Origin of the sequence: Chromobacterium subtsugae (assembly GCF_001676875.1) — a bacterium.
Classification (GTDB): Bacteria; Pseudomonadota; Gammaproteobacteria; order Burkholderiales; family Chromobacteriaceae; genus Chromobacterium; species Chromobacterium subtsugae.
In genome coordinates this window covers 107,922-125,357 of record NZ_JYKA01000012.1, presented here as the reverse complement: position 1 = coordinate 125,357, position 17,436 = coordinate 107,922, and the positions used below count along the sequence as shown (strand labels likewise).

The following is a 17,436-nucleotide window of genomic DNA, read 5'->3' as shown; positions in this document are numbered from 1 at the left end:
TGCCCCGCCCGTGGAGCGGCGCCGTTTCGGCCTTGCCGTCCTCTCCCCGTTCCCCCGCGGCGACCGTCCGTCGCCGCTGCCCATCCGCCAGTCCCCGCGAGGGGGCGCATCCCGCTGCCCGCCAGGCGCCTGGCGGGCTTGTATTGGGAGGTGGTTCGGAGGACTTCAAGGCGCGGAAAGAGAGCCGCCTGCCTGCCATGCAAGCAAGTCTCCCATTTGGGTTTCGTTCCAGACGCGGATGCCGTGCTGTTCCAGCAGGCTGGCGGCCACGCCTTGGCCGTCGCTTAGTACGGCGGCAAAGCTGCCATCATAGATCTGAAGGTTGCCGCAGGATGGGCTGTTGGCTTTGAGGAGGGCGGCTTGGCAGCCTTGTCGGCGCGCGATCTCCAGCGCGCGTCGAGCGCCGTTTACGAAAGCCTGGCTGACATCCTGGCCCTGTCGGGTCTGAACGCTGGCGAGCCCTTGCAACACCGCGGTGCCATCGCCATGACGGATTTCGGCCGGTGGCCGTGGTGTCGGCAGGCCGCCCAGGCATTCGGGACAGGCCGGGACGATCTCGAAGCGCTGGCGCAGGGCTTCCCAGTCGGAGCGGGCCATGGCTTTGGCCTGGCCATCGTAACGGACTGGCTGCCCCAGCAGGCAGGCGCTGACCAGCAGGCGCGGTTTTTTCATTTCAGTCTTGTCTCCAATAACGCTGCCAATTGGCGCACGGCCGGGTGGATGGTGTGGTCGGCGATGCCGGCATAGCCCAGCACCAGGCCGTTGCGGTCGGGCATTTCCAGGAAGTGGCGCGCCAGCGGGCGCAGCCATAGCTGTTGTTCTGCCGCCGCCTGCTGCAATTCCCATTCGTCGAACCCCCGTGGCAGATCCGCCAACAGGTGCATGCCGGCTTCGCCGCCATGCAGAGGCAGCGCGTCGCCCAGATGCTGTTGCAGCGCGAGGCGCAGCAGCTGCTGCCGGCGCAGATAGAGTTCGCGCATATTGCGGATGTGGCGCGCGAAGTGGCCTTGCTCGATGAAATCGGCGACGGCGGCCTGCTGCAGATAATTGCTTTCGCCCTGCAGTCTGGCCTGGCAGCGCCGGTACGGGTCGACCAGCTCCGGCGGCAACACCAGATAGGCGAGCTTCAGGCCGGGAAACATCACCTTGCTGAAGGTGCCGACATAAATCACCCGCTTGTCCTGATCCAGCCCTTGCAGCGCGGCCAGCGGCGCGGAGGTGTAGCAGAATTCGCTGTCGTAATCGTCTTCGATGATCCAGCTGTCGTGGCGGGCCGCCAGCGCCAGCAACTCCAGCCGGCGCGGCAGGCTCATCACCGCGCCGGTCGGATATTGATGCGAGGGGGTGACGTAGATCAGCTGCGGCGGCGGCGCGGCGCTATCCAGCACCATTCCCTGTGGGTCAACCGGCACCGGCTGGCAGTGCAGCGCCGCCGCCTGCATGGCGGCCTGCGCGCCGGTGTAGCCGGGCTCTTCCAGCCAGGCGGTGTCGCCGGGCTCGGCCAGCAATTGGGCTAAAAGGGTCAAAGCGTTTTGCGCGCCTGAGGTGATCACCAGCTGCTCCGGGCTGCAGTTGACCGAGCGGGTCAGGTGCAGGTATTGGCTCAGGACTCGGCGCAACTGGGGCAAGCCGCCCTGATGCTGGTAATGCAGCCATTCCAGCGGCGCCTGTCTTTGCCGCCGGCTTAGGCATTGCCGCCATTGCCGATGCGGAAACTGCTCCAGTTCCGGCAGGCCGGGCACGAAGGCGCCCAGGCGGCCGGTGGGCAGCCGGCTGGCTTCGGCTAGGCGTTGGCCGCGCGCCGATAGTTGCCTCATTTGAGTGCGGGGCTGCGCGAGGGGAATGGCAGCGGCGCTGAAGGCTTGGCCAACATAGGTGCCTGAGCCATGGCGGCTTTCCAGATAACCTTCGGCGGCCAGCTGATCGTAGGCTGCCAGTACGGTATTGCGGCCGATCGCCAGATCGGCGGCCAGCGCCCGGCTTGCCGGCAGCGCGCTGCCGCTGGCCAGTTTGCGCTGGCGTATCAGTTCGCGCAGCAGCCGATAGAGCTGGCGCGCCAGATGGTCGCCGCCATCGCGGCGCAAGCGCGGCTGCAGGTACTCGCAGATCCAGGCGGAGTTCAAAGTGGTTCTATCCAGTGAATGAAAGTGGAGCTGTTTGGATGATGACTTTCTCCGTAGCATATCAGCATTGCTATCTGGAAAAGGAGACAGCAGCATGTTGAGTCAACAAGCGTTTTACGCCGCCAAGCTGGCGTATGAGATCGATGCCGCCGACGTGGCGCAGGCGCTGGCCAGCGGCGATCCATCCTTGGTGCTGATCGATACCCGCAGCGCCGGCGCGCATGCCGAGGAAACGATACCCGGCGCGCTCAGCCGCCCGCACCGCCTGATGACCGAGGAGAGCTGCGCCGATCTGCCGCGCGATGCGACGCTGGTGGCTTTCTGCGACGGCATCGGCTGCAATGGCTCCACCAAGGGCGCGCTGAAGCTGTCGCAACTGGGCTTCAAGGTGAAGGAGCTGCAGGGCGGGCTGGACTGGTGGAAACGGGACGGCTACGCCACAACCCGGGACGCCGGTTGCGGCAAGGAGGTGTGCGATGCTTGCTGATGCGCGCCAATTGATGCAGCCGGCCGAGCTCAATGCGCTGGGGCAGTCGGTGGGTTTGCCGGTGCCTGGCTGGGATGGCGCCTTGCATCCGCCGCGGCGCACGCTGGCCGGCGCTTGCTGCCGGGTGGAGCCGCTGGATGCGGCCAAGCATGCCGGCCAGTTGTTCGATGCCTTGCACCAGATGCCGGGCGGCGCCAACTGGACTTATCTTGGCCATGGACCATTCTTGGTCTTCGAGGACTGGCTGGCGTGGTTGGGCGACAACGTCGAACGCGACGATCCGCAGTTTTACGCCATCGTCGATTCGGCCGACGGCGTGGCGGTGGGCCTGGCCAGCTATCTGCGCATCGCCCCGGCCGATGGCTGCATCGAGGTGGGGTTTCTCAATTTCTCGCCGCGGCTGCAGCGCAGCCGGCAAGCGACCGAGGCGATGTATCTGATGATGCGCGAAGCGTTCGCGCTCGGCTACCGCCGCTACGAATGGAAGTGCGACGCGCAGAACGAGCCGTCTATCCAGGCCGCCCTGCGGCTGGGCTTCACTTTCGAGGGGCTGTTCCGCCAGGCGCGGACCAATAAGGGCCGCAATCGCGATACCGCCTGGTTCTCCATCCTGGACCACGAATGGCCGGCGCGGCGACAGGCGCTGGAGCGTTGGCTGGCTGCGGACAATTTCGATGAGCAGGGCCGGCAGCGTCAGTCTTTGGCCGACATCGCCGCTGGCGGCGGCGCATGAACGCGCAGGCCTGGCCGCGGGCCGAGTGGCGGGAGCTGTCGGCAGCCCGGAAGCGGAATGCGCTGGGGCTGGCGGTTGGCTTGCCGCTGCCGGATTGGGCGGGCGCCGCGCCTCTGCCGGGCGGCACCCTGGCTGGCCGTTACTGCCGGCTGGCGCCGCTGGATGCGGCGCGCCATGGCCGGGATTTGTTCGATGCTTTGTGCCGGAGCGAGGAGGCGGCCGGCTGGACCTATCTGAACCAGGGGCCGTTCGCCTGCCTCGAGGATTGGCTGGCCTGGCTGCGCGGGCAGCCGGCGCGCGTCGACGCCCGTTACTACGCGATTGTCGATGCGGGGGATGGGCAGGCGCTTGGCCTGGCCGGTTTTCTCGGCATTGCGCCGGCGGATGGCTGCATCGAGCTGGGCGGCTTGCATTTCTCCGCGCGCCTGCGGCGCAGCCGGCTGGCGACCGAGGCGATCTACCTGATGCTGCGGCATGTTTTCGAACTGGGCTATCGCCGTTGCGAATGGCGCTGCGACGCGCAGAACCAGGCTTCGCTGCGCGCGGCCCTGCGGCTGGGCTTCACGTTTGAGGCCTTGTGGCGGCAGCGGCGGGTGGCTAAGGGGCGCAACCGCGACGCCGCCTGTTTTTCCATCATCGACCAGGAATGGCCGGCGCGTCGGGCGGCGCTGGCGGCCTGGCTGCGGGAGGACAATTTTGACGGCGGCGGCGCGCAACGTTGCACTCTGGCGCAGATTGTTGCAATGCAGGAGCGAAATCGCGCCGCGGGCTTCATGCCGGCGGTGGGCGGCGCTACAATGGGTGCCTGTAACCGTTGATAGTGTCGCCTGATGAAATCTTTGCCGCGCAATGCCCGTATCCGGGGAGAGCCTTTCCTGCCCAACCGCTTCATTTTCGGCGACGCCGTCGATGAGCAAGGGTTGGAAGGCGCCGAGTACCTGGTGCATACCGAGTCCCCCGCCTTCATCTGCAGGCTGGTGGGCAATGACGATACCGACTTCCCCGGCCGCGAACGCGACGGCTTGGCGAGCGCGGTATTGTTCGATGAGGCGGAGAACCTGACCGTCTATGTCTGCAATCTGCGCTTGCGCCTGTTCGATTTCAATTTCTATGGCGAGATCGAGCCCAGCGTCGGTGAGTTGCAGGAAATCTGCGACGAGGCGATGCGGACCTACCAGAAGCTGCACAAGGCTTACGCCGAGCGCGACGCCGCCGGCCCGGAGCCGCGCGAGATGCGCACCGGCCCGACCAAGCCCTTGCCGCCGGCCGAGCGCCAGCAGGCTATCAGCCAGTTGGTGGACAAGGCGCGCCAGGCGGTGGGCAAGCCGATGGAAGGCATGCAATTGGCCGCCGCGGTGCAGATGGCCTTGATGGCCGGCGACCAGGCGGTGTTCACCGAGGCGCAGCTTTCCTTGCTGGCCGAGCCGGCTGCGCGCCAGCTGCTGGTGGACAGCGCGCGCGACGCGGTGGCCTTCCCCGAGGTGATCCGCCAGGATGGCACCGTGGTGTCGTTCGAGCTGTGGGCGCTGCCGTTCGCGTTTTCGCGCAGCCAAGGCGGCGTGTGGTGGCATTTCCCGCGGCTGGAGCAGCTGGAGGTGGCGCTGGCCGACGCGCTGGAAGTGCCGGAGAAATCGATATTGTGGATTTCGCCCACCTTGTTCACCGTGGACATGCTCAATGAGCGCGCCTGCCAGGACATGGTGCAACTGGCGCCCATCATGGATGCCGGCTGCGATTTCGCGCCGCTGAATCCCGAAGCTTCGCGCGCCACCTACGAGGCTGCGCGCAAGACCAGCGAGCCGCAATTGGTGATGGCCTGGATTCCCTTCCTGGTGGAGCGCGGCGCGCTGCCGCCGGACCGGGCGCGGCGCTTGGCGCGCAAGGCGCTGGACGCGTCGATGCCGCTGGTGCAGCAGGCGATCGCCGCCGAAATGGAATACGGCGAGGCCGAGCTGTTCGCGCCGCTGCCGTGGTGGGATGCCTTGGCCAGCGGCATGCACGCGTGGAACCGCAAGCGCCTGGGCGTGTCGGCGGCCTTGCTGGCCACCAGCCAGGGCGGCATAGACAAGCTGGAGGCGGTGGCCGAATACCAGCCGGAAATCCAGGGCTACGAAGTGGCGCTGCGGGTGAAGGGCAGCGAAGAGATCGCGGCGCGGGTGCCGTGGCTGCTGGTGCCCGATGTGGCGCCGGACCGTGACGCCTGCTGGAAGGATTTGTCCGACTGCCTGCGCGAGGCCGGCGTGCCGCTGTCGCAAAACGTGGCGCGGCTGCACTAGCGGCAGCATATGAAAAAGGGGCCTTGAGCCCCTTTTTTTCTTGCCGGCTATTTCTGCCAGTAGGTTTTCACGTTGACGAATTCATATAGGCCGAATTCGGACAATTCCCGGCCATAGCCTGAGGCCTTGACGCCGCCGAATGGCAGGCGCAGGTCCGAACTGGTGTGGCGGTTGATGAATACGCTGCCGGCTTCTATCTGGCGGGCCAATTGCCAGGCGCGCTCGCTGTCGGCGCTGTAGATGCTGGCGCCCAGGCCGAAAGGCGTGTCGTTGGCCAGGCGCAGCGCATCGGCTTCGTCGCGGGCGCGCAGAATGCTGGCCACCGGACCGAAGACTTCCTCGTGATAGACGCGGCAGGATGGGTTGACATGGTCTAGCACCGTGGCCGGGTAGAAGAAGCCCGGGGTATGCGGCATCTGGCCGCCTAGTTTCAGTTCCGCCCCATGCGCGCAGGCATCCAACACCTGCGCGTGCAGCGCTTCGCGAAGGTCGGCGCGGGTCAGCGGCGACAGCGTGGTGGCGGGGTCGTGCGGATCGCCGGCGCGGAGTTGGGCAGCTGCGGCGCAGAAGGCTTCGACAAACGCTTCGGCGACTTCCGGCACCACGATCATCCGCTTGGCGGCGTTGCAGCTCTGGCCTGCGTCGCGGAAACGGGAGTTGGCGGCATCGCGCGCGGCGGCGGCGATATCGGCGTCGGCCAGCACGATGAAAGGATTGCTGCCGCCCAGTTCCAGCACGGTTTTCTTCAGATGCTTGCCTGCCAGCGCGGCGATGACGCGGCCGGTGTGGGTGGAGCCGGTGAAGGCGACGGCATCGCAGCCGCGTATCGCCTCTTCCACCAGGTCTGGTTCAATCCAGGCCATCTCCAGCACCGACAGGCCGGCTTCGCGCGCGATATCCAGCAACAGCTGGCTGCATTGCGGCACCGAGGGGGCGGGTTTGACCAGGCAGGCATTGCCGGCCATCAGCGCGGGAATCGCGAAGCGCAATACCTGCCATACCGGGTAGTTCCACGGCATCACGGCAAGCACCAGCCCCAGCGGCTCAAACGCCACGCCGCTGCGGCTGGCCTGGGTGGGAATCAGCTGGGACTTGAGCAAAGATGGCGCCAATTCGGCGTAATAACGCACTAATTGCACGGACTTGTCGATTTCAGCCAGGCACTCGGGCGTGCGCTTGCCCACTTCCTGGGTGACGAGCTCGGCCAGGGCCTCGCGCTGGAGCGATAGCCGGTCGGCGAAGTGCAGCAGTTGGTCGGCGCGCTGGTCCACCGTCATGCGCGCCCAAGTTTGCTGGGCCCGGCGCAGCGCGGCCTGGCTGTGTGCCAGGGTGGTTTCGCTCCAGGCGGGGCGGGTGAAGGAGACTTCTCCGGTGGCGGGATTGCAGCTAGTGAAGGCGGTCATGGCCCTGCCGTAGGCAAAGAACTAAATGTAACAAAAAAAACGCTGCGGGACAGCCATTGCGGGGGATTTACGCCTGCTGCGGCATCGGCCGGCTAGAGAGCGGAATCACTAGGGGGATATTTTGGCAAATTTAATATTTATAGATTTATTTAATAGGGCAATAACTGTCCGATAGGACAGATTCAGTTCTTTCGTACTAGTTTTACATTTGCTCCTGCCTGACGGACAACCAAAATTAGGAGGCTTGAGTGAAAAAGTTCTACTCGTTGCAATTGGATGGTTTGGTGTTGGACCGGGTCGAAGACGAAAGCACGATGCTCGACCTGCTGGCGTTCAGACACAAGATTTTCCGGGAGAATCTGCGTTGGCTGCCGGTGTGCGGCAATGGCTTGGATAGGGATGAATACGACGCCATTTCCGATAATCTGGCGATCTGCCTGGATGGCCAGGTGGTGGGGTCGGTCAGGTTTACTCCGGGAACCGAGCGTTATATGTTGGAAAAGGACTTTTCCAGGCTATTGGTGCCGGACGAGATTTTGTACAAAGGGGGGGCAAGCGCGGAGATCTCGCGTTTCGCGGTGGACACGGAAACGCTGGGCAGGAAACTGACCGCTTCCGCTTCCCGATTGCTGTATCTCAGCTTGTGGCAATGGGCGGAGTGGAACGAGATCCGCTGGATGTATTTCGTGGTAGAGCCGTCTATGTACCGCCGGCTGGTCGCGCTTGGTTTCCCCATCCGGCCCGTGGGGGTCCCGCGACCGCTTGACGGCGGAGTGCTGTCCATGGCCGGCTATTTCGACTGGGGCCAGATCCGCGGCGAGGTCATTCGTTCGCTACGGTCGAGGGTGGCATTGCCAGATGCATGCCCAGCACAATGGCGTGAGTACGATTATTCGCATTGAGCTTGCGTATCACGTTGGCGACGTGAAACTTCACCGTCCTTTCGCTGATGTCCAGGATGGTGGCGATTTCCCAGTTGGTTTTGCCGCGGCTCATCCAGTGGAAAATGTCGTATTCGCGCTGGGATAGCGGCATGTTGCTGGGCGAGGCCGGCGGCAGGTTGGCGACGCGGATCGCCGCCTGGTGCAGATGGGGCGTCAGGCAGTTGAGCATGGCGACCAGCGCGGCGTTGCGGCCGGGCTCGCGTCCGGCGATGGACAGGATGCTGCCGATGTTGTTGCGTTCCGACGCGGCGCTGAAGGTGATGCCGCTGCCCATGCCGTTTTGGGTGGCTTCGGCGATGAAGCGCTTTTCCTCGGCGCCTTTCGCGCGGTTGAAGCGTTCTTCCCACATGACCGGTCCCTGGCCGAGATGGATTCGCAGTATCGGGTCATGCTGGGCGTTGTTTTCCTTCATGTACTGGTCCAGCCAGTCGCTGGGGTAGCTGACGTTCAGCACGCGTTCCAGCCGCTGGATCTGGTTCTGGTTGTTGAGGCGGCCCAAGGCCAGCAGCAGCCGCTCGGAAGGGGCTTGGGACAACACCTGATCAAGGAAGGCCTTGAGTTCGTTCTCGGTCTCGATGTGACCGGCCATGTGGATCCACTCCAGCAAAGTCCATTGCTGCGACGCGGTCAGGCCGGCCGGGAGCGGTCTTGCGTTGATGGGTTTCGAGATCACCATGAGCGAGTCTTCCTTGGTCTTGTGGGTTTACACACGCAGATAGTAGCTTACATGCTCCTTGCATGTAAGACCGGGCTCATCAGAAGTCATTTGAATTGTTGTTTTTTTTCGTCATTGAGTATACCAAACTTGCAGCCGTAAAAATCCTAGGAAAATTACTGATAATTCATCATTTTATTTGTCATAAATTCATCCGTTACAAATGGAAACATGCGAATGGAGTAAATGATTTGACTTTTTGGATGAGTTTCGGCCTGGAAGAGGCATCTGGGGACAGGTTGCGGGGCCGCGGCTGAGAAGCCGCGAGCCGTTGTGATTGTGATTTCAGATGTTGAACTTTGTTCCAGATGAGGGGCTGCAAACGCGCTTATTCAGTGCAATTTCCATTATTGTCGCATGCCGTGCAACGCAACTGGCATAAATTGTAAGCAAAGGCTAATAAATTCTGGCAAGCAAACGCTTAAAAGCGCATAATTGCATCGCATAAAATATCGATAAAGCAGGGTCTGAGGCCGGTCTGCGCGACAGATCGGGATGGCGGACCGGGGATGTGGGATTTGCAGATGGTGCGACCGGAGTTTTTGATCACGGTTTGTTTAAATATATCCTTTAATACTGTACAGAATTGATGTAATCTTTTTAAAGAAAATACATATAATTCTGCGGACGGTTGTGCTTGCCGCCCTCCGGCCATGCCCGGATACGCGCAGGCATACACGCCAGTTCAGGAATCGCCCCGCTTATGGATACCTTAAAAGCACTCATGGTCTTCATGACCACGGCCGAAAACGGCAGCTTCTCGGACGCCGCGCGCAAGCTCGGCGTCTCGCCCGCCGCCATCAGCCAGAGCATTGCCCGCCTGGAACAGGAGCTTGAAGTCCGCCTGTTCAACCGCACCACCCGGCAGTTGACGCTGACCGAGGACGGGCGCCGTTTCTACGCGCAATGCCGCGGCCCAGTCAACAATCTGGACTCGGCGATCAACCAGCTGAAGGCCAGCCGCGACGAGCCGGCCGGCCATCTGCGGGTCAGCATGCCGAACTCCTTCGGCCGCCGCTTCATTCTCCCCATCATGGGCGAATTTTGCGAGCGTTATCCCAAGGTCAGGGTGTTCTTCGGCCTGGACGACCATTTCAGCGACCTGATCGAGGACGGCTACGATGTCGGCGTGCGCACCGGCATGATGCCGGACAGCCGGATGGTGGCGCGCAATCTGGCGCAGATGCCGCTATACGTGGTGGCGTCGCCGGAGTATTGGGACCGCCACGGCCGGCCGTCGTCGCCGGAGGAGTTGGGCGGCTACGACTGCATCAACTTCCAGTTTCCGACTTCGGGCCGGCTGTTCAAGTGGGAGTTCGACCGCAAGGGCGAGCGCATCCCGCTGGAGGTCAACGGCACCTACACGCTGAACGACATGGAGGCGGTGGCCGAACTGGCCCGCCTGGGCATGGGGGTGGCGCAGCTGCCCGGCCACGAGGTGGTGCACCTGATCCGCAGCGGCGAACTGGAGCCGGTGCTGACCGACATGGTGTCGCTGGAGCGGTCGATCTACATCTGCTTCCCGCACCGCGACCACATCGCGCCGCGCACGCGGGTGTTCGTCGACTTCGTGGTGGAAAAGCTGGCCGACCATCCGGACATCATGGCCGATCTGCCGGGCCTGGATTTGTCCGCCAAGCGCAGCGCGCTGCTGCAGACGGTGGCCTGAACCAACCTCAAGCTGACGAAGCCGGCCCTGCGCCGGCTTTTTTCATGCCTGCAGCGGCGCGGAGGCGGTCTGGGCGTCGCCGACCACCCGGTTGCGGCCGGCCTGCTTGGCGGCGTAAAGATACATGTCGGCGCGGTGCACCAGGCTGTCTGGGGTGTCGTCGTCGGACAGCGTGGCCACGCCTATGCTGGCGGTGACCTGCGGCACCGGCGCGAAGTCGGTTTCCTTCAGCAGCTGGCGGATGCTTTCCGCCAGCGTCAGCGCGCCGGGTTGCTCGGTTTCCGGACAGATCACGATGAATTCCTCGCCGCCCCAGCGGGCGATGGTGTCCAGCTGGCGCGCCCGCTTCTGCAGCACCTTGCCGAAGCGCTGCAGCACCGCGTCGCCTATCTGGTGGCCGTGGGTGTCGTTGATGCTCTTGAAGTGGTCGAGGTCGATCAGCAGCACCGAATACAGCCGATTGGAGCGGTAGCTGCGTTCGGTTTCCCGCTGCAGCATCTGGTTGGCGCGGCGGCGGTTGGCCAAGCCGGTGATGTCGTCGCGCTCGGCCTGGCGCCGCAGCGCCTTGAGCAGGATGAGCGCCTCCCGCAGGCGACGCGCGGCGAACACCGACATGGAGATGGCCAGCGTGAATCCCACCAGCAGCACTTCGTCCAGCGCGCTGTCCGGATGGCTGTGGAACCAGTCGTCCAGCTTGTCGAACAGTTCGAAGTGCACGAACAGCAGGAAGCTGAGCAGATTGAAAAGCACGACCCAGGCCAGTTCGATCTTTACCCGCCGCGTGCTGAACGGCCAGTGCTTCATGGCGCCCCAAGTTTGATGCCGGTCTTGCTTCTTGCTAGTCCATCCGGCGGCCCGGGGCAAGCGGCGGCCTCAGTTGGCCATCATGCCGGCCAGCGGGGTCTGGCTCCAATCTATGCTGTCCAGCAGGTTTTTGACGATCAGCCCCAGCTCGGTGTCGCCCTCGATGCGCAGTTTGCGGTGGAAAAACAGGGTGTCTGGGTCTTCCTCCCGCAGCAGCATGCGCGCGAAATCACAACAGTTGGCGGCCAGGCTGAGGTCGGGCTCGCCGCGACTGGGGTGAAAGCGCCCCCCATCGGCGCGGAAGTCCAGCTGCAGCCCGGCGTCTTCCAGCCGGACGCGGAAACGCTTGCCGGCCAGCTGCGCCATATCGGCAGGCAGGATGCCGCGCCGGAGCAGCTGGTTGAGGCCGGCGGCCAGCAGCCAGGCGGGCGGCGCGGCGGGCAGCCGCGACAGCAGGGCGGCGGCGCCTGCGGGCAGGGTCAGTTCAGGGATGCGCATCGGAAGTCTCCAGGGGAAGGATGCCGGCCAGGCCGCGCCAATAGCCGTCCACCGGCGCGCCGGGGGCCTGCGGGGCCAGTTCGGCCATCAACGCCGCGGCGTCGCCGTGGCCGTCCAGCATGCGGCGGAAGACGCTGACCACCGCGGCGGTTCCCTGCGCCTGCGGGCTGATCCGCACCCGGTCCACGCCCAGGGGCGGCATGGCGGGGAGGTGCGGCAGCAGCGCCTGGCAGCCGTCGGACAGCGTCTGGGTGCCGTTGATGGCGAGAAAGCCCTGGCCGTCGCGGGTGGCTAGCCGCAGGCCGTCCGGGTGCTCCAGGCAGCGGAAGCGGCAGTCGTCCTTGTTGAGGTTGTAGTGGCGGGCGGTGAAGCAGCGCGAGGACAGCGCCAGCGGCAGCCGGCCCCAGGCGAACACCTCGGTTTCGATGTCCAGTTGCCGACGCGCGGCTTCTGCCAGGATGGCCGCCAGCGCGTCGCGGCCCATTTCCACCGGCGGCAGCCAGCGGCGGGCGCCCAGGCGGAGCATCAGCGCCAGCGTGTCGGTGTTGTAGATATTGAGGTGATGGCCGGCGACGAAGGGCAGCTTGCGCTCGCTGGCCAGCCGCGCCGCGCCCAGGTCGTTGGCTTCGATCGTGAGCTGGCCGTTGTCCGCCAATCTGGCCAGCCGCTTGAGGTCGGATTCGCTCTCTATCAGCGCCTGGCAGGACAGCACCACTTCATGGCCGGCGGCGGCGAGGTCGGCGGCCAGCGCGATCCAGTCCTGGCCGCGCAGTTGCTGGCGGCGGCCGCACACCACTTCGCCCAGATAGATGGCGTCCAGCGGCCATTCGGCGGCCTCGGCGTAAAAGCGCAGGATCTCGTCGCGGCTCCAGAAAAACAGCACCGGGCCGAGCGAGAGTTTCAACGGGAGGGGGGGCATGACGGTTTCCATGATGGGCGCGCTCATTTCCATGGCCGGTCGTAGGCACCCAGCGTCTGCTGCCGCCCTTCGGCGACCTTGGCCAGGCCGTGCTGCCAGGCCGGCTGCGGCGTGAAGCGCTGGCGTTCGCGGCCGGCGGCGTCCAGCGCCTCGCGCATGATGCGGGTGACCTGGGCGACATAGGCCGGGCTGCGTTGGCGGCCTTCCACCTTGATGGCGGCCACGCCGGCATCCAGCAGTTGCGGCAGCATGGCCAGCACGTTCAGGCTGGTGGGCTCTTCCAGCGCGTAATAGGTATCGCCCTGCACCGCGAAGCGGCCCTTGCACAGCGTCGGGTAGCCGGCAGGCTGGTCCGGGCCGTACTGGTCGATCAGGATGCCGGACAGCCGGGCGTCCAGGCTGGCCGGCGTGTGCCGCCATTCGACGAATTTGGCCGGGGAGCAGACGCCGTGGGAATTGGGCGACTCGCCGGTGGCGTAGCTGGACAGCAGGCAGCGGCCTTCCACCATCACGCACAGGCTGCCGAAGCCGAACACCTCGATTTCGACCTCGCTGCGCGCGATCACCTGGCGCACCTGTTCCAGCGTCAGCACGCGCGGTAGCACCGCGCGGCGGATGCCGAACAGCTCATGCGCCAGCCGGATGGCTTCGTGATTGGTGGCCGAGCCCTGCACCGACAGGTGCAGGCGCAGCGCGGGATGGCGGCGGCGGGCGTAGTCCAGCAGGCCGAGGTCGGCCAGGATCACCGCGTCGACGCCCAGGTCGGCGGCCTGGTCCACCGCGCGCTGCCAGCGGCTGATATCGCCGCCCTGCGCATAGGTGTTGATCGCCATCAGCACCTGGCGGCCGCGCTCGCGCGCGTAGCGGATGCCGATGCGGGCGGTATGGTCGTCGAAGTTGAGCCCGGCGAAGTTGCGGGCGTTGGTATCGTTCTTCAGGCCGAAATACACGGTGTCGGCGCCGTTGTCTACGGCGGCCTTCAGCGCGGGCAGGCTGCCCGCCGGGCACACCAGTTCCGGCAGTCGCTGACTGGCAGGCATGGGAAGTCGCTGGTTGAGGAAATGCGGCGACAGTAGCAGATGCGCCGCCGCCGGCCCTTGCTCTGGGTCAAGCGCGCCGGCTCAGTCTCCGGCCAGATGCTGCGGCGCGCTCAGGCTGAGGGTTTCGCCATCGCCCTGGCTGTCCCGCCATTGCACGTCGACGCTGACCGTGCCGCTGGCGACGCGGCTGCGGCACTGGAAGCGCGCCAGCGTGCCGCTGGCGGCGGCCGGGGCGAAGTCCGCCCGGCGGCAGTCGGCGCCGCTGCCGACATGCTGCTGCTCCAGCGCGGCCTGGGCCAGATTGGTGGCGGAGTTGTAGTCGTTGGCGGCGATCTGGCTGTGCAGCAGCTCGGTCTCCAGCCGCAGCAGGCCGAGCGCGCCGACCGCCAGCACCAGCAGGCTGATCATCATTTCCAGCAGCGTGAAGCCGCGGTGCCGGCGCGCGCTCACGAGTCGGCTCCGCTGTCCATCCAGCTGTAGGGCAGCGCCTCCACCCCGCGCTTGCCGCCGCTTCCCGGATCGCCGGGCTGGCTGCCGGGCTGGAAGGTTTCGGGCAGGCCGCGCAGGTCTATGGTGGTGCTGGCGCCCCAGCGGTGCGGCTCCGCCGCCGCGGCGCCTTGCAGCGCGGCGGCGATGTAGCCGTGTATGGTGGTGCTGCCGCCGGAAAACAGCATGTTGCCGGCCCAAACGTTGCCGTGGATCTGGCTGGACGCGCCCAGCGTGATGTTGCCGCCCTGGTAGCGCCCGGCGGAATAGCCGCCGGCCAGCAGGGCCGCGTTGCCTATCGGCCGGCCCTTGAACAGGCCCTGGCGGCAATCGTCTTCCGGGTAGAGCGCGGGGAAGTCGCTGTTGCGGCAGACGCCCACCGCGCCGGCGTAGTTCACCGCGTAGCTGACATGCTGGCCGCTGGTGGCGATGTCGCCGCTGGCGAGGAAGCTGTTGTGGTAGACGCCGCTGCCCACTTCCAGATCGCCGTCGAACCACAGCACGCCCGGCGCCATGGTCTGGCCGTCCAGCTTCCAGTGGCCGGGGCGGCTGCCGGCGAAGCAGTCGTTCTGCGGCGAATGGCCCTTGCAGATCAGTTGCGCCGGCGCGCCGCTCCGGCAGCGGCCCTGGCTGTCGGCGTCGCGGCACAGGTAGTTGGGCAGCTGGCTGTCGGGCGACAGCCCCAGCCGGTAAGCGCCGTCGGCCAGGCCGTGTATCTTGCGCACCGTCACCAGGATGCGGCCGGCGCGGTCGAACTCGAAGCGGTAATGCGCTTCGTTTTTGAAGTCGAACGCGTCGATGCGCGGACGGCCCACCTGCAGCAGCGGCACCGGCTCCAGTTTCAGGCGCAGCTTGGGGTCCTGATTGACGCGGATGTCGGGATTATTGGCGTTGAAATTGGCGCGGCCGGCGACGACGCCGGCCAGCGGCGCGCCCCAACCCTGGATGCTCAGGTCGCCCAGCGCCTGCAGCGCCTCCATGCCGCCGAACTGGCGGATGTCCACCTTGCCTTCGCTGTCCAGCCGGCCGAAGCGGGCGCCGCCCATATTGATTTCCACGTCGCCCTTCACTTCTGCCGCGCGCACCGCCGGCTCCGCGCCGGGGCTGGAGAAAAAGCGGGCGTTGCCGTTGACCCGCGCCAATCGGGTGATGGCGGCGTCGCCGCGCAGCGTCAGGTCGCCCGCCGCCTTCACCGTTCCGTAGCTGCCGTTGGCCAGCTCGATATTGCCGTTGGAGTGCAGCGCGCCGATGGTCTGCGGGCCGCTGACGAAGATGTCGCCGGTGCTTTGCAGCGTGCCGATGCCGTTGACCGAGCCGCTGAGCCTGACCTTGCCGTCCACCGTCATGTCCACCGGCTTGTCGCTGAGCAGATTCACCGCGCCGCTGAGGTCGAGATCGCCGACGATGGCCAGCGCCACCGGGGAGTCGCCGCCAGCGCGGCCCAGGCGGAGCATGCGCTGCACCGTGACGCGGTGCTGATCGTACAGGCCGGTGCTGGCCAGGCGCACCAGGTCAGGCGCGATGTCGGTCCGCTTCAGTTGGTAGCGCGGCGTGTCGAGCAGCGGCGCGCCGGCGGCCAGCGCCGCTTGCGCCTGGTTCAGCCCTTCTTCGGCGTAATCCAGCGCCTGGTGGTAGCGGTGCTGGTTCTGCGCGTTGGCGTGGGCCAGCAGCAGCTGGCGCGAAGCGGCGATCAGCGCCAGGCTGGCGATGGCCAGCAAGGTCAGCACGGTGAACAGCGTGGCCAGGCCGCGCTGGCGCGGGGCGGTCATTGGTTTTCCACCGCGGGATGGTTGCGCAGCGCGATGCTGGTGTGGATGTTCAGCGTTTCCTCCTCGCCGCCCGGCGGGGTGCGCGCCGCCACCTCCAGCGCGATGGCCTGGCCGGCGCCGTCCCGGCGGAAGCGCAGCGTGTCGATCACGCCGATGTCGGGTTTGCTCAGGTCGTCCCAGCCGGCGGCGTCGGCATCGCAGCTCCAGCCGGCCGCGTTCGACGCGCGGCGCTGGATGCGGCCGCGGCCGGCGCTGTCGCTTGTTAGCCGGAAAGCGAAGTAGCGAGGGCCGCCGCCGGTCTGTCCCGGCGGGGTGTCGTAGCCGTAGCGCAGGCAGCCGCCTTTTTGCTCGATATAGATGCGGCCGTAGGGATTGACGCCGGTTTCGCCATTGCTGTTCCAGTAGCCGGCGCGGCGCAGCTCCATCGCCATCAGCGACAGCGAGGCGTCCATCATCGCGCCCAGCCTGGCCTGGCGCCGTTCGCGCGCCTGGTTGCCCAGCAGGCCGGCCAGCAGGCTGGATATCGCCAGCAGCAGCAGCAGGCTGACGGTCATGCCCACCAGCAGCTCCAGCAGGCTGATGCCGCGCGCAGGTTTCAGGAGCATGAGCCGGCCTCGCTGCTGATCAGCCCGGTGGCCAAGAGTCGCAGCCGGGCGGGGCGGCAGGCCGGCCGGCCCAGCTGCAGCACGGTTTCGCTCAGCAGGGTGCCGTCGGGGTTTTGCGGCAGGCCTCGCATCGGCGAGAAGGCCAGCTTCAGCGCCAGCGGCTTGCCCGGCAGGCTGAGGGCGATGCCGGCATGCTGGGCGCTGCCGACGCAGCTCAGGTCGCGGCCCGGCTCGCAGCCTTTGCCGTCGCGCAGCTCCGACACTCGCATCATCCAGCCGGGGCCGTCCTGGCTGAACTCCACCCACACCCGCTGCTGGCGGGTGGTGGCGGTTTTGCGCGCCAGCTCCAGCTGGCTGCCTACGTCGTCCAGCGCGCCCTGCAGCTGTTGGCCGGCGATCCAGCGCCCCAGCGCCGGCAGCGCCAGCGTCAGCAGCAGCGAGGCCAGGACGATCACCATCATCAGCTCGATCAGCGTGATGCCACGCGCGGCCGCCCTCATCGCTTGCCCCAGCAGGGCAGCGGCGTCAGGCTCAGCGTGTGCTTGCGCTGGGTGAGGACGATCTGCCGGCACTCGCCGTCGCCGGCCTGGGCGCCGCCGGCGCGGACGGCGGCCTGGACGAAATAGCCGGAGGCGTCGTCGTCGACGATGCCGGTGCTCAACTGGTAGTAGCCCTGGCGGCTGATGCCATTGCCGAACGGGGTGTTCAGTTCCGCCAGGCTCTTGGCGTAGCCGGGATGGAAGCCGCGGTAGCGCAGTTGCGCCTGCTGCAGCTGGTACAGCGCCTCCAGCGCGTCGCCGCGCCGGCTGCGCTGCATATGGCTTTGGTAGCCGGGCACGGCGAAGCCGACGATCAGCGCGGCCAGCGCCAGCGCGATCAGCAATTCCAGCAGCGAAAAACCGCGCGCGCGGGGAAGGAAGGGGCGTGCCGGGGAAATCATCTGGCCGCGGGCTCCGACGTCGATT

At 66.1% G+C, this 17,436-nt stretch carries 19 protein-coding genes; 6 read left to right on the top strand and 13 right to left on the bottom strand.

Annotated features, from left to right (window positions below):
- Nucleotides 1-165 precede the first annotated feature (165 nt).
- Nucleotides 166-672, bottom strand: coding sequence for a 2-thiouracil desulfurase family protein (locus MY55_RS15260; protein ID WP_065202629.1), 507 nt, complete (start codon nucleotides 670-672; stop codon nucleotides 166-168).
- A complete protein-coding gene (pdxR, locus tag MY55_RS15255) occupies nucleotides 669-2,123 on the bottom strand; it encodes a MocR-like pyridoxine biosynthesis transcription factor PdxR (protein WP_065202628.1) in 1,455 nt (484 codons plus the stop codon). The genes MY55_RS15260 and pdxR overlap by 4 nt, the downstream gene beginning before the upstream one ends.
- 94 nt (nucleotides 2,124-2,217) lie before the next feature.
- Between pdxR and MY55_RS15250 the strand changes: the two genes are divergently transcribed.
- The 4 genes from MY55_RS15250 to MY55_RS15235 are packed head-to-tail and all read left to right on the top strand — an operon-like array spanning nucleotide 2,218 to nucleotide 5,619.
- Nucleotides 2,218-2,610, top strand: coding sequence for a rhodanese-like domain-containing protein (locus MY55_RS15250; RefSeq protein ID WP_043579848.1), 393 nt, complete (start codon nucleotides 2,218-2,220; stop codon nucleotides 2,608-2,610).
- Nucleotides 2,600-3,343, top strand: coding sequence for a GNAT family N-acetyltransferase (locus tag MY55_RS15245; protein ID WP_099049656.1), 744 nt, complete (start codon nucleotides 2,600-2,602; stop codon nucleotides 3,341-3,343). Before MY55_RS15250 ends, MY55_RS15245 begins: the two co-directional genes overlap by 11 nt.
- On the top strand, nucleotides 3,340-4,161 hold the full coding sequence (locus tag MY55_RS15240; protein WP_065202626.1) for a GNAT family N-acetyltransferase: 822 nt from the start codon (nucleotides 3,340-3,342) through the stop codon (nucleotides 4,159-4,161). Before MY55_RS15245 ends, MY55_RS15240 begins: the two co-directional genes overlap by 4 nt.
- A 12-nt stretch (nucleotides 4,162-4,173) precedes the next feature.
- Complete coding sequence (locus tag MY55_RS15235; protein WP_047250015.1) at nucleotides 4,174-5,619, top strand: hypothetical protein; 1,446 nt, start codon at nucleotides 4,174-4,176, stop codon at nucleotides 5,617-5,619.
- Between the two features lie 47 nt (nucleotides 5,620-5,666).
- On the opposite strand, the gene MY55_RS15230 is transcribed toward MY55_RS15235, so the two are convergent.
- Nucleotides 5,667-7,022, bottom strand: coding sequence for an aldehyde dehydrogenase family protein (locus MY55_RS15230; RefSeq protein WP_043579854.1), 1,356 nt, complete (start codon nucleotides 7,020-7,022; stop codon nucleotides 5,667-5,669).
- A gap of 248 nt (nucleotides 7,023-7,270) precedes the next feature.
- On the opposite strand from MY55_RS15230, the gene MY55_RS22760 reads away from it, so the two are divergent.
- Nucleotides 7,271-7,924: an acyl-homoserine-lactone synthase gene (locus MY55_RS22760; RefSeq protein ID WP_047238289.1), complete on the top strand. Its 654-nt coding sequence runs from the start codon at nucleotides 7,271-7,273 to the stop codon at nucleotides 7,922-7,924.
- Here MY55_RS22760 and MY55_RS15220 read toward each other — a convergent pair.
- Entirely contained in the window at nucleotides 7,845-8,642 is a 798-nt protein-coding gene (locus MY55_RS15220) for a LuxR family transcriptional regulator (protein ID WP_065202624.1), read from the bottom strand. The two genes, MY55_RS22760 and MY55_RS15220, sit on opposite strands and share 80 nt — an antisense overlap.
- Nucleotides 8,643-9,384: 742 nt before the next feature.
- Here MY55_RS15220 and MY55_RS15215 point away from each other — a divergent pair.
- Nucleotides 9,385-10,350, top strand: coding sequence for a LysR family transcriptional regulator (locus MY55_RS15215; RefSeq protein WP_043573269.1), 966 nt, complete (start codon nucleotides 9,385-9,387; stop codon nucleotides 10,348-10,350).
- 42 nt (nucleotides 10,351-10,392) lie between these two features.
- Here the strand turns inward: MY55_RS15215 and MY55_RS15210 are convergent, their stop codons facing one another.
- The 9 genes from MY55_RS15210 to MY55_RS15170 all read right to left on the bottom strand — a co-directional run bounded on the left by MY55_RS15210 (nucleotide 10,393) and on the right by MY55_RS15170 (nucleotide 17,411).
- Nucleotides 10,393-11,154: a GGDEF domain-containing protein gene (locus tag MY55_RS15210; protein ID WP_052257946.1), complete on the bottom strand. Its 762-nt coding sequence runs from the start codon at nucleotides 11,152-11,154 to the stop codon at nucleotides 10,393-10,395.
- A gap of 69 nt (nucleotides 11,155-11,223) precedes the next feature.
- Nucleotides 11,224-11,652, bottom strand: a complete 429-nt coding sequence (gene ubiT, locus MY55_RS15205) for a ubiquinone anaerobic biosynthesis accessory factor UbiT (protein WP_047250017.1) — start codon at nucleotides 11,650-11,652, stop codon at nucleotides 11,224-11,226.
- Nucleotides 11,639-12,571: a U32 family peptidase gene (locus tag MY55_RS15200; protein WP_065202630.1), complete on the bottom strand. Its 933-nt coding sequence runs from the start codon at nucleotides 12,569-12,571 to the stop codon at nucleotides 11,639-11,641. The genes ubiT and MY55_RS15200 overlap by 14 nt, the downstream gene beginning before the upstream one ends.
- A gap of 23 nt (nucleotides 12,572-12,594) precedes the next feature.
- On the bottom strand, nucleotides 12,595-13,611 hold the full coding sequence (gene ubiU / locus MY55_RS15195; RefSeq protein ID WP_065202623.1) for a ubiquinone anaerobic biosynthesis protein UbiU: 1,017 nt from the start codon (nucleotides 13,609-13,611) through the stop codon (nucleotides 12,595-12,597).
- 81 nt (nucleotides 13,612-13,692) lie between these two features.
- Nucleotides 13,693-14,061, bottom strand: coding sequence for a type IV pilus modification PilV family protein (locus MY55_RS23625; protein WP_065202622.1), 369 nt, complete (start codon nucleotides 14,059-14,061; stop codon nucleotides 13,693-13,695).
- Nucleotides 14,058-15,866, bottom strand: coding sequence for a DUF4097 family beta strand repeat-containing protein (locus MY55_RS23620; protein ID WP_065202621.1), 1,809 nt, complete (start codon nucleotides 15,864-15,866; stop codon nucleotides 14,058-14,060). Before MY55_RS23620 ends, MY55_RS23625 begins: the two co-directional genes overlap by 4 nt.
- Nucleotides 15,863-16,471: a hypothetical protein gene (locus MY55_RS15180; protein ID WP_047258352.1), complete on the bottom strand. Its 609-nt coding sequence runs from the start codon at nucleotides 16,469-16,471 to the stop codon at nucleotides 15,863-15,865. Before MY55_RS15180 ends, MY55_RS23620 begins: the two co-directional genes overlap by 4 nt.
- Entirely contained in the window at nucleotides 16,462-16,971 is a 510-nt protein-coding gene (locus MY55_RS15175; protein ID WP_053006650.1) for a GspH/FimT family pseudopilin, read from the bottom strand. The genes MY55_RS15180 and MY55_RS15175 overlap by 10 nt, the downstream gene beginning before the upstream one ends.
- Complete coding sequence (locus MY55_RS15170) at nucleotides 16,968-17,411, bottom strand: type IV pilin protein (RefSeq protein WP_047236624.1); 444 nt, start codon at nucleotides 17,409-17,411, stop codon at nucleotides 16,968-16,970. The genes MY55_RS15175 and MY55_RS15170 overlap by 4 nt, the downstream gene beginning before the upstream one ends.
- Nucleotides 17,412-17,436: the final 25 nt, after the last annotated feature.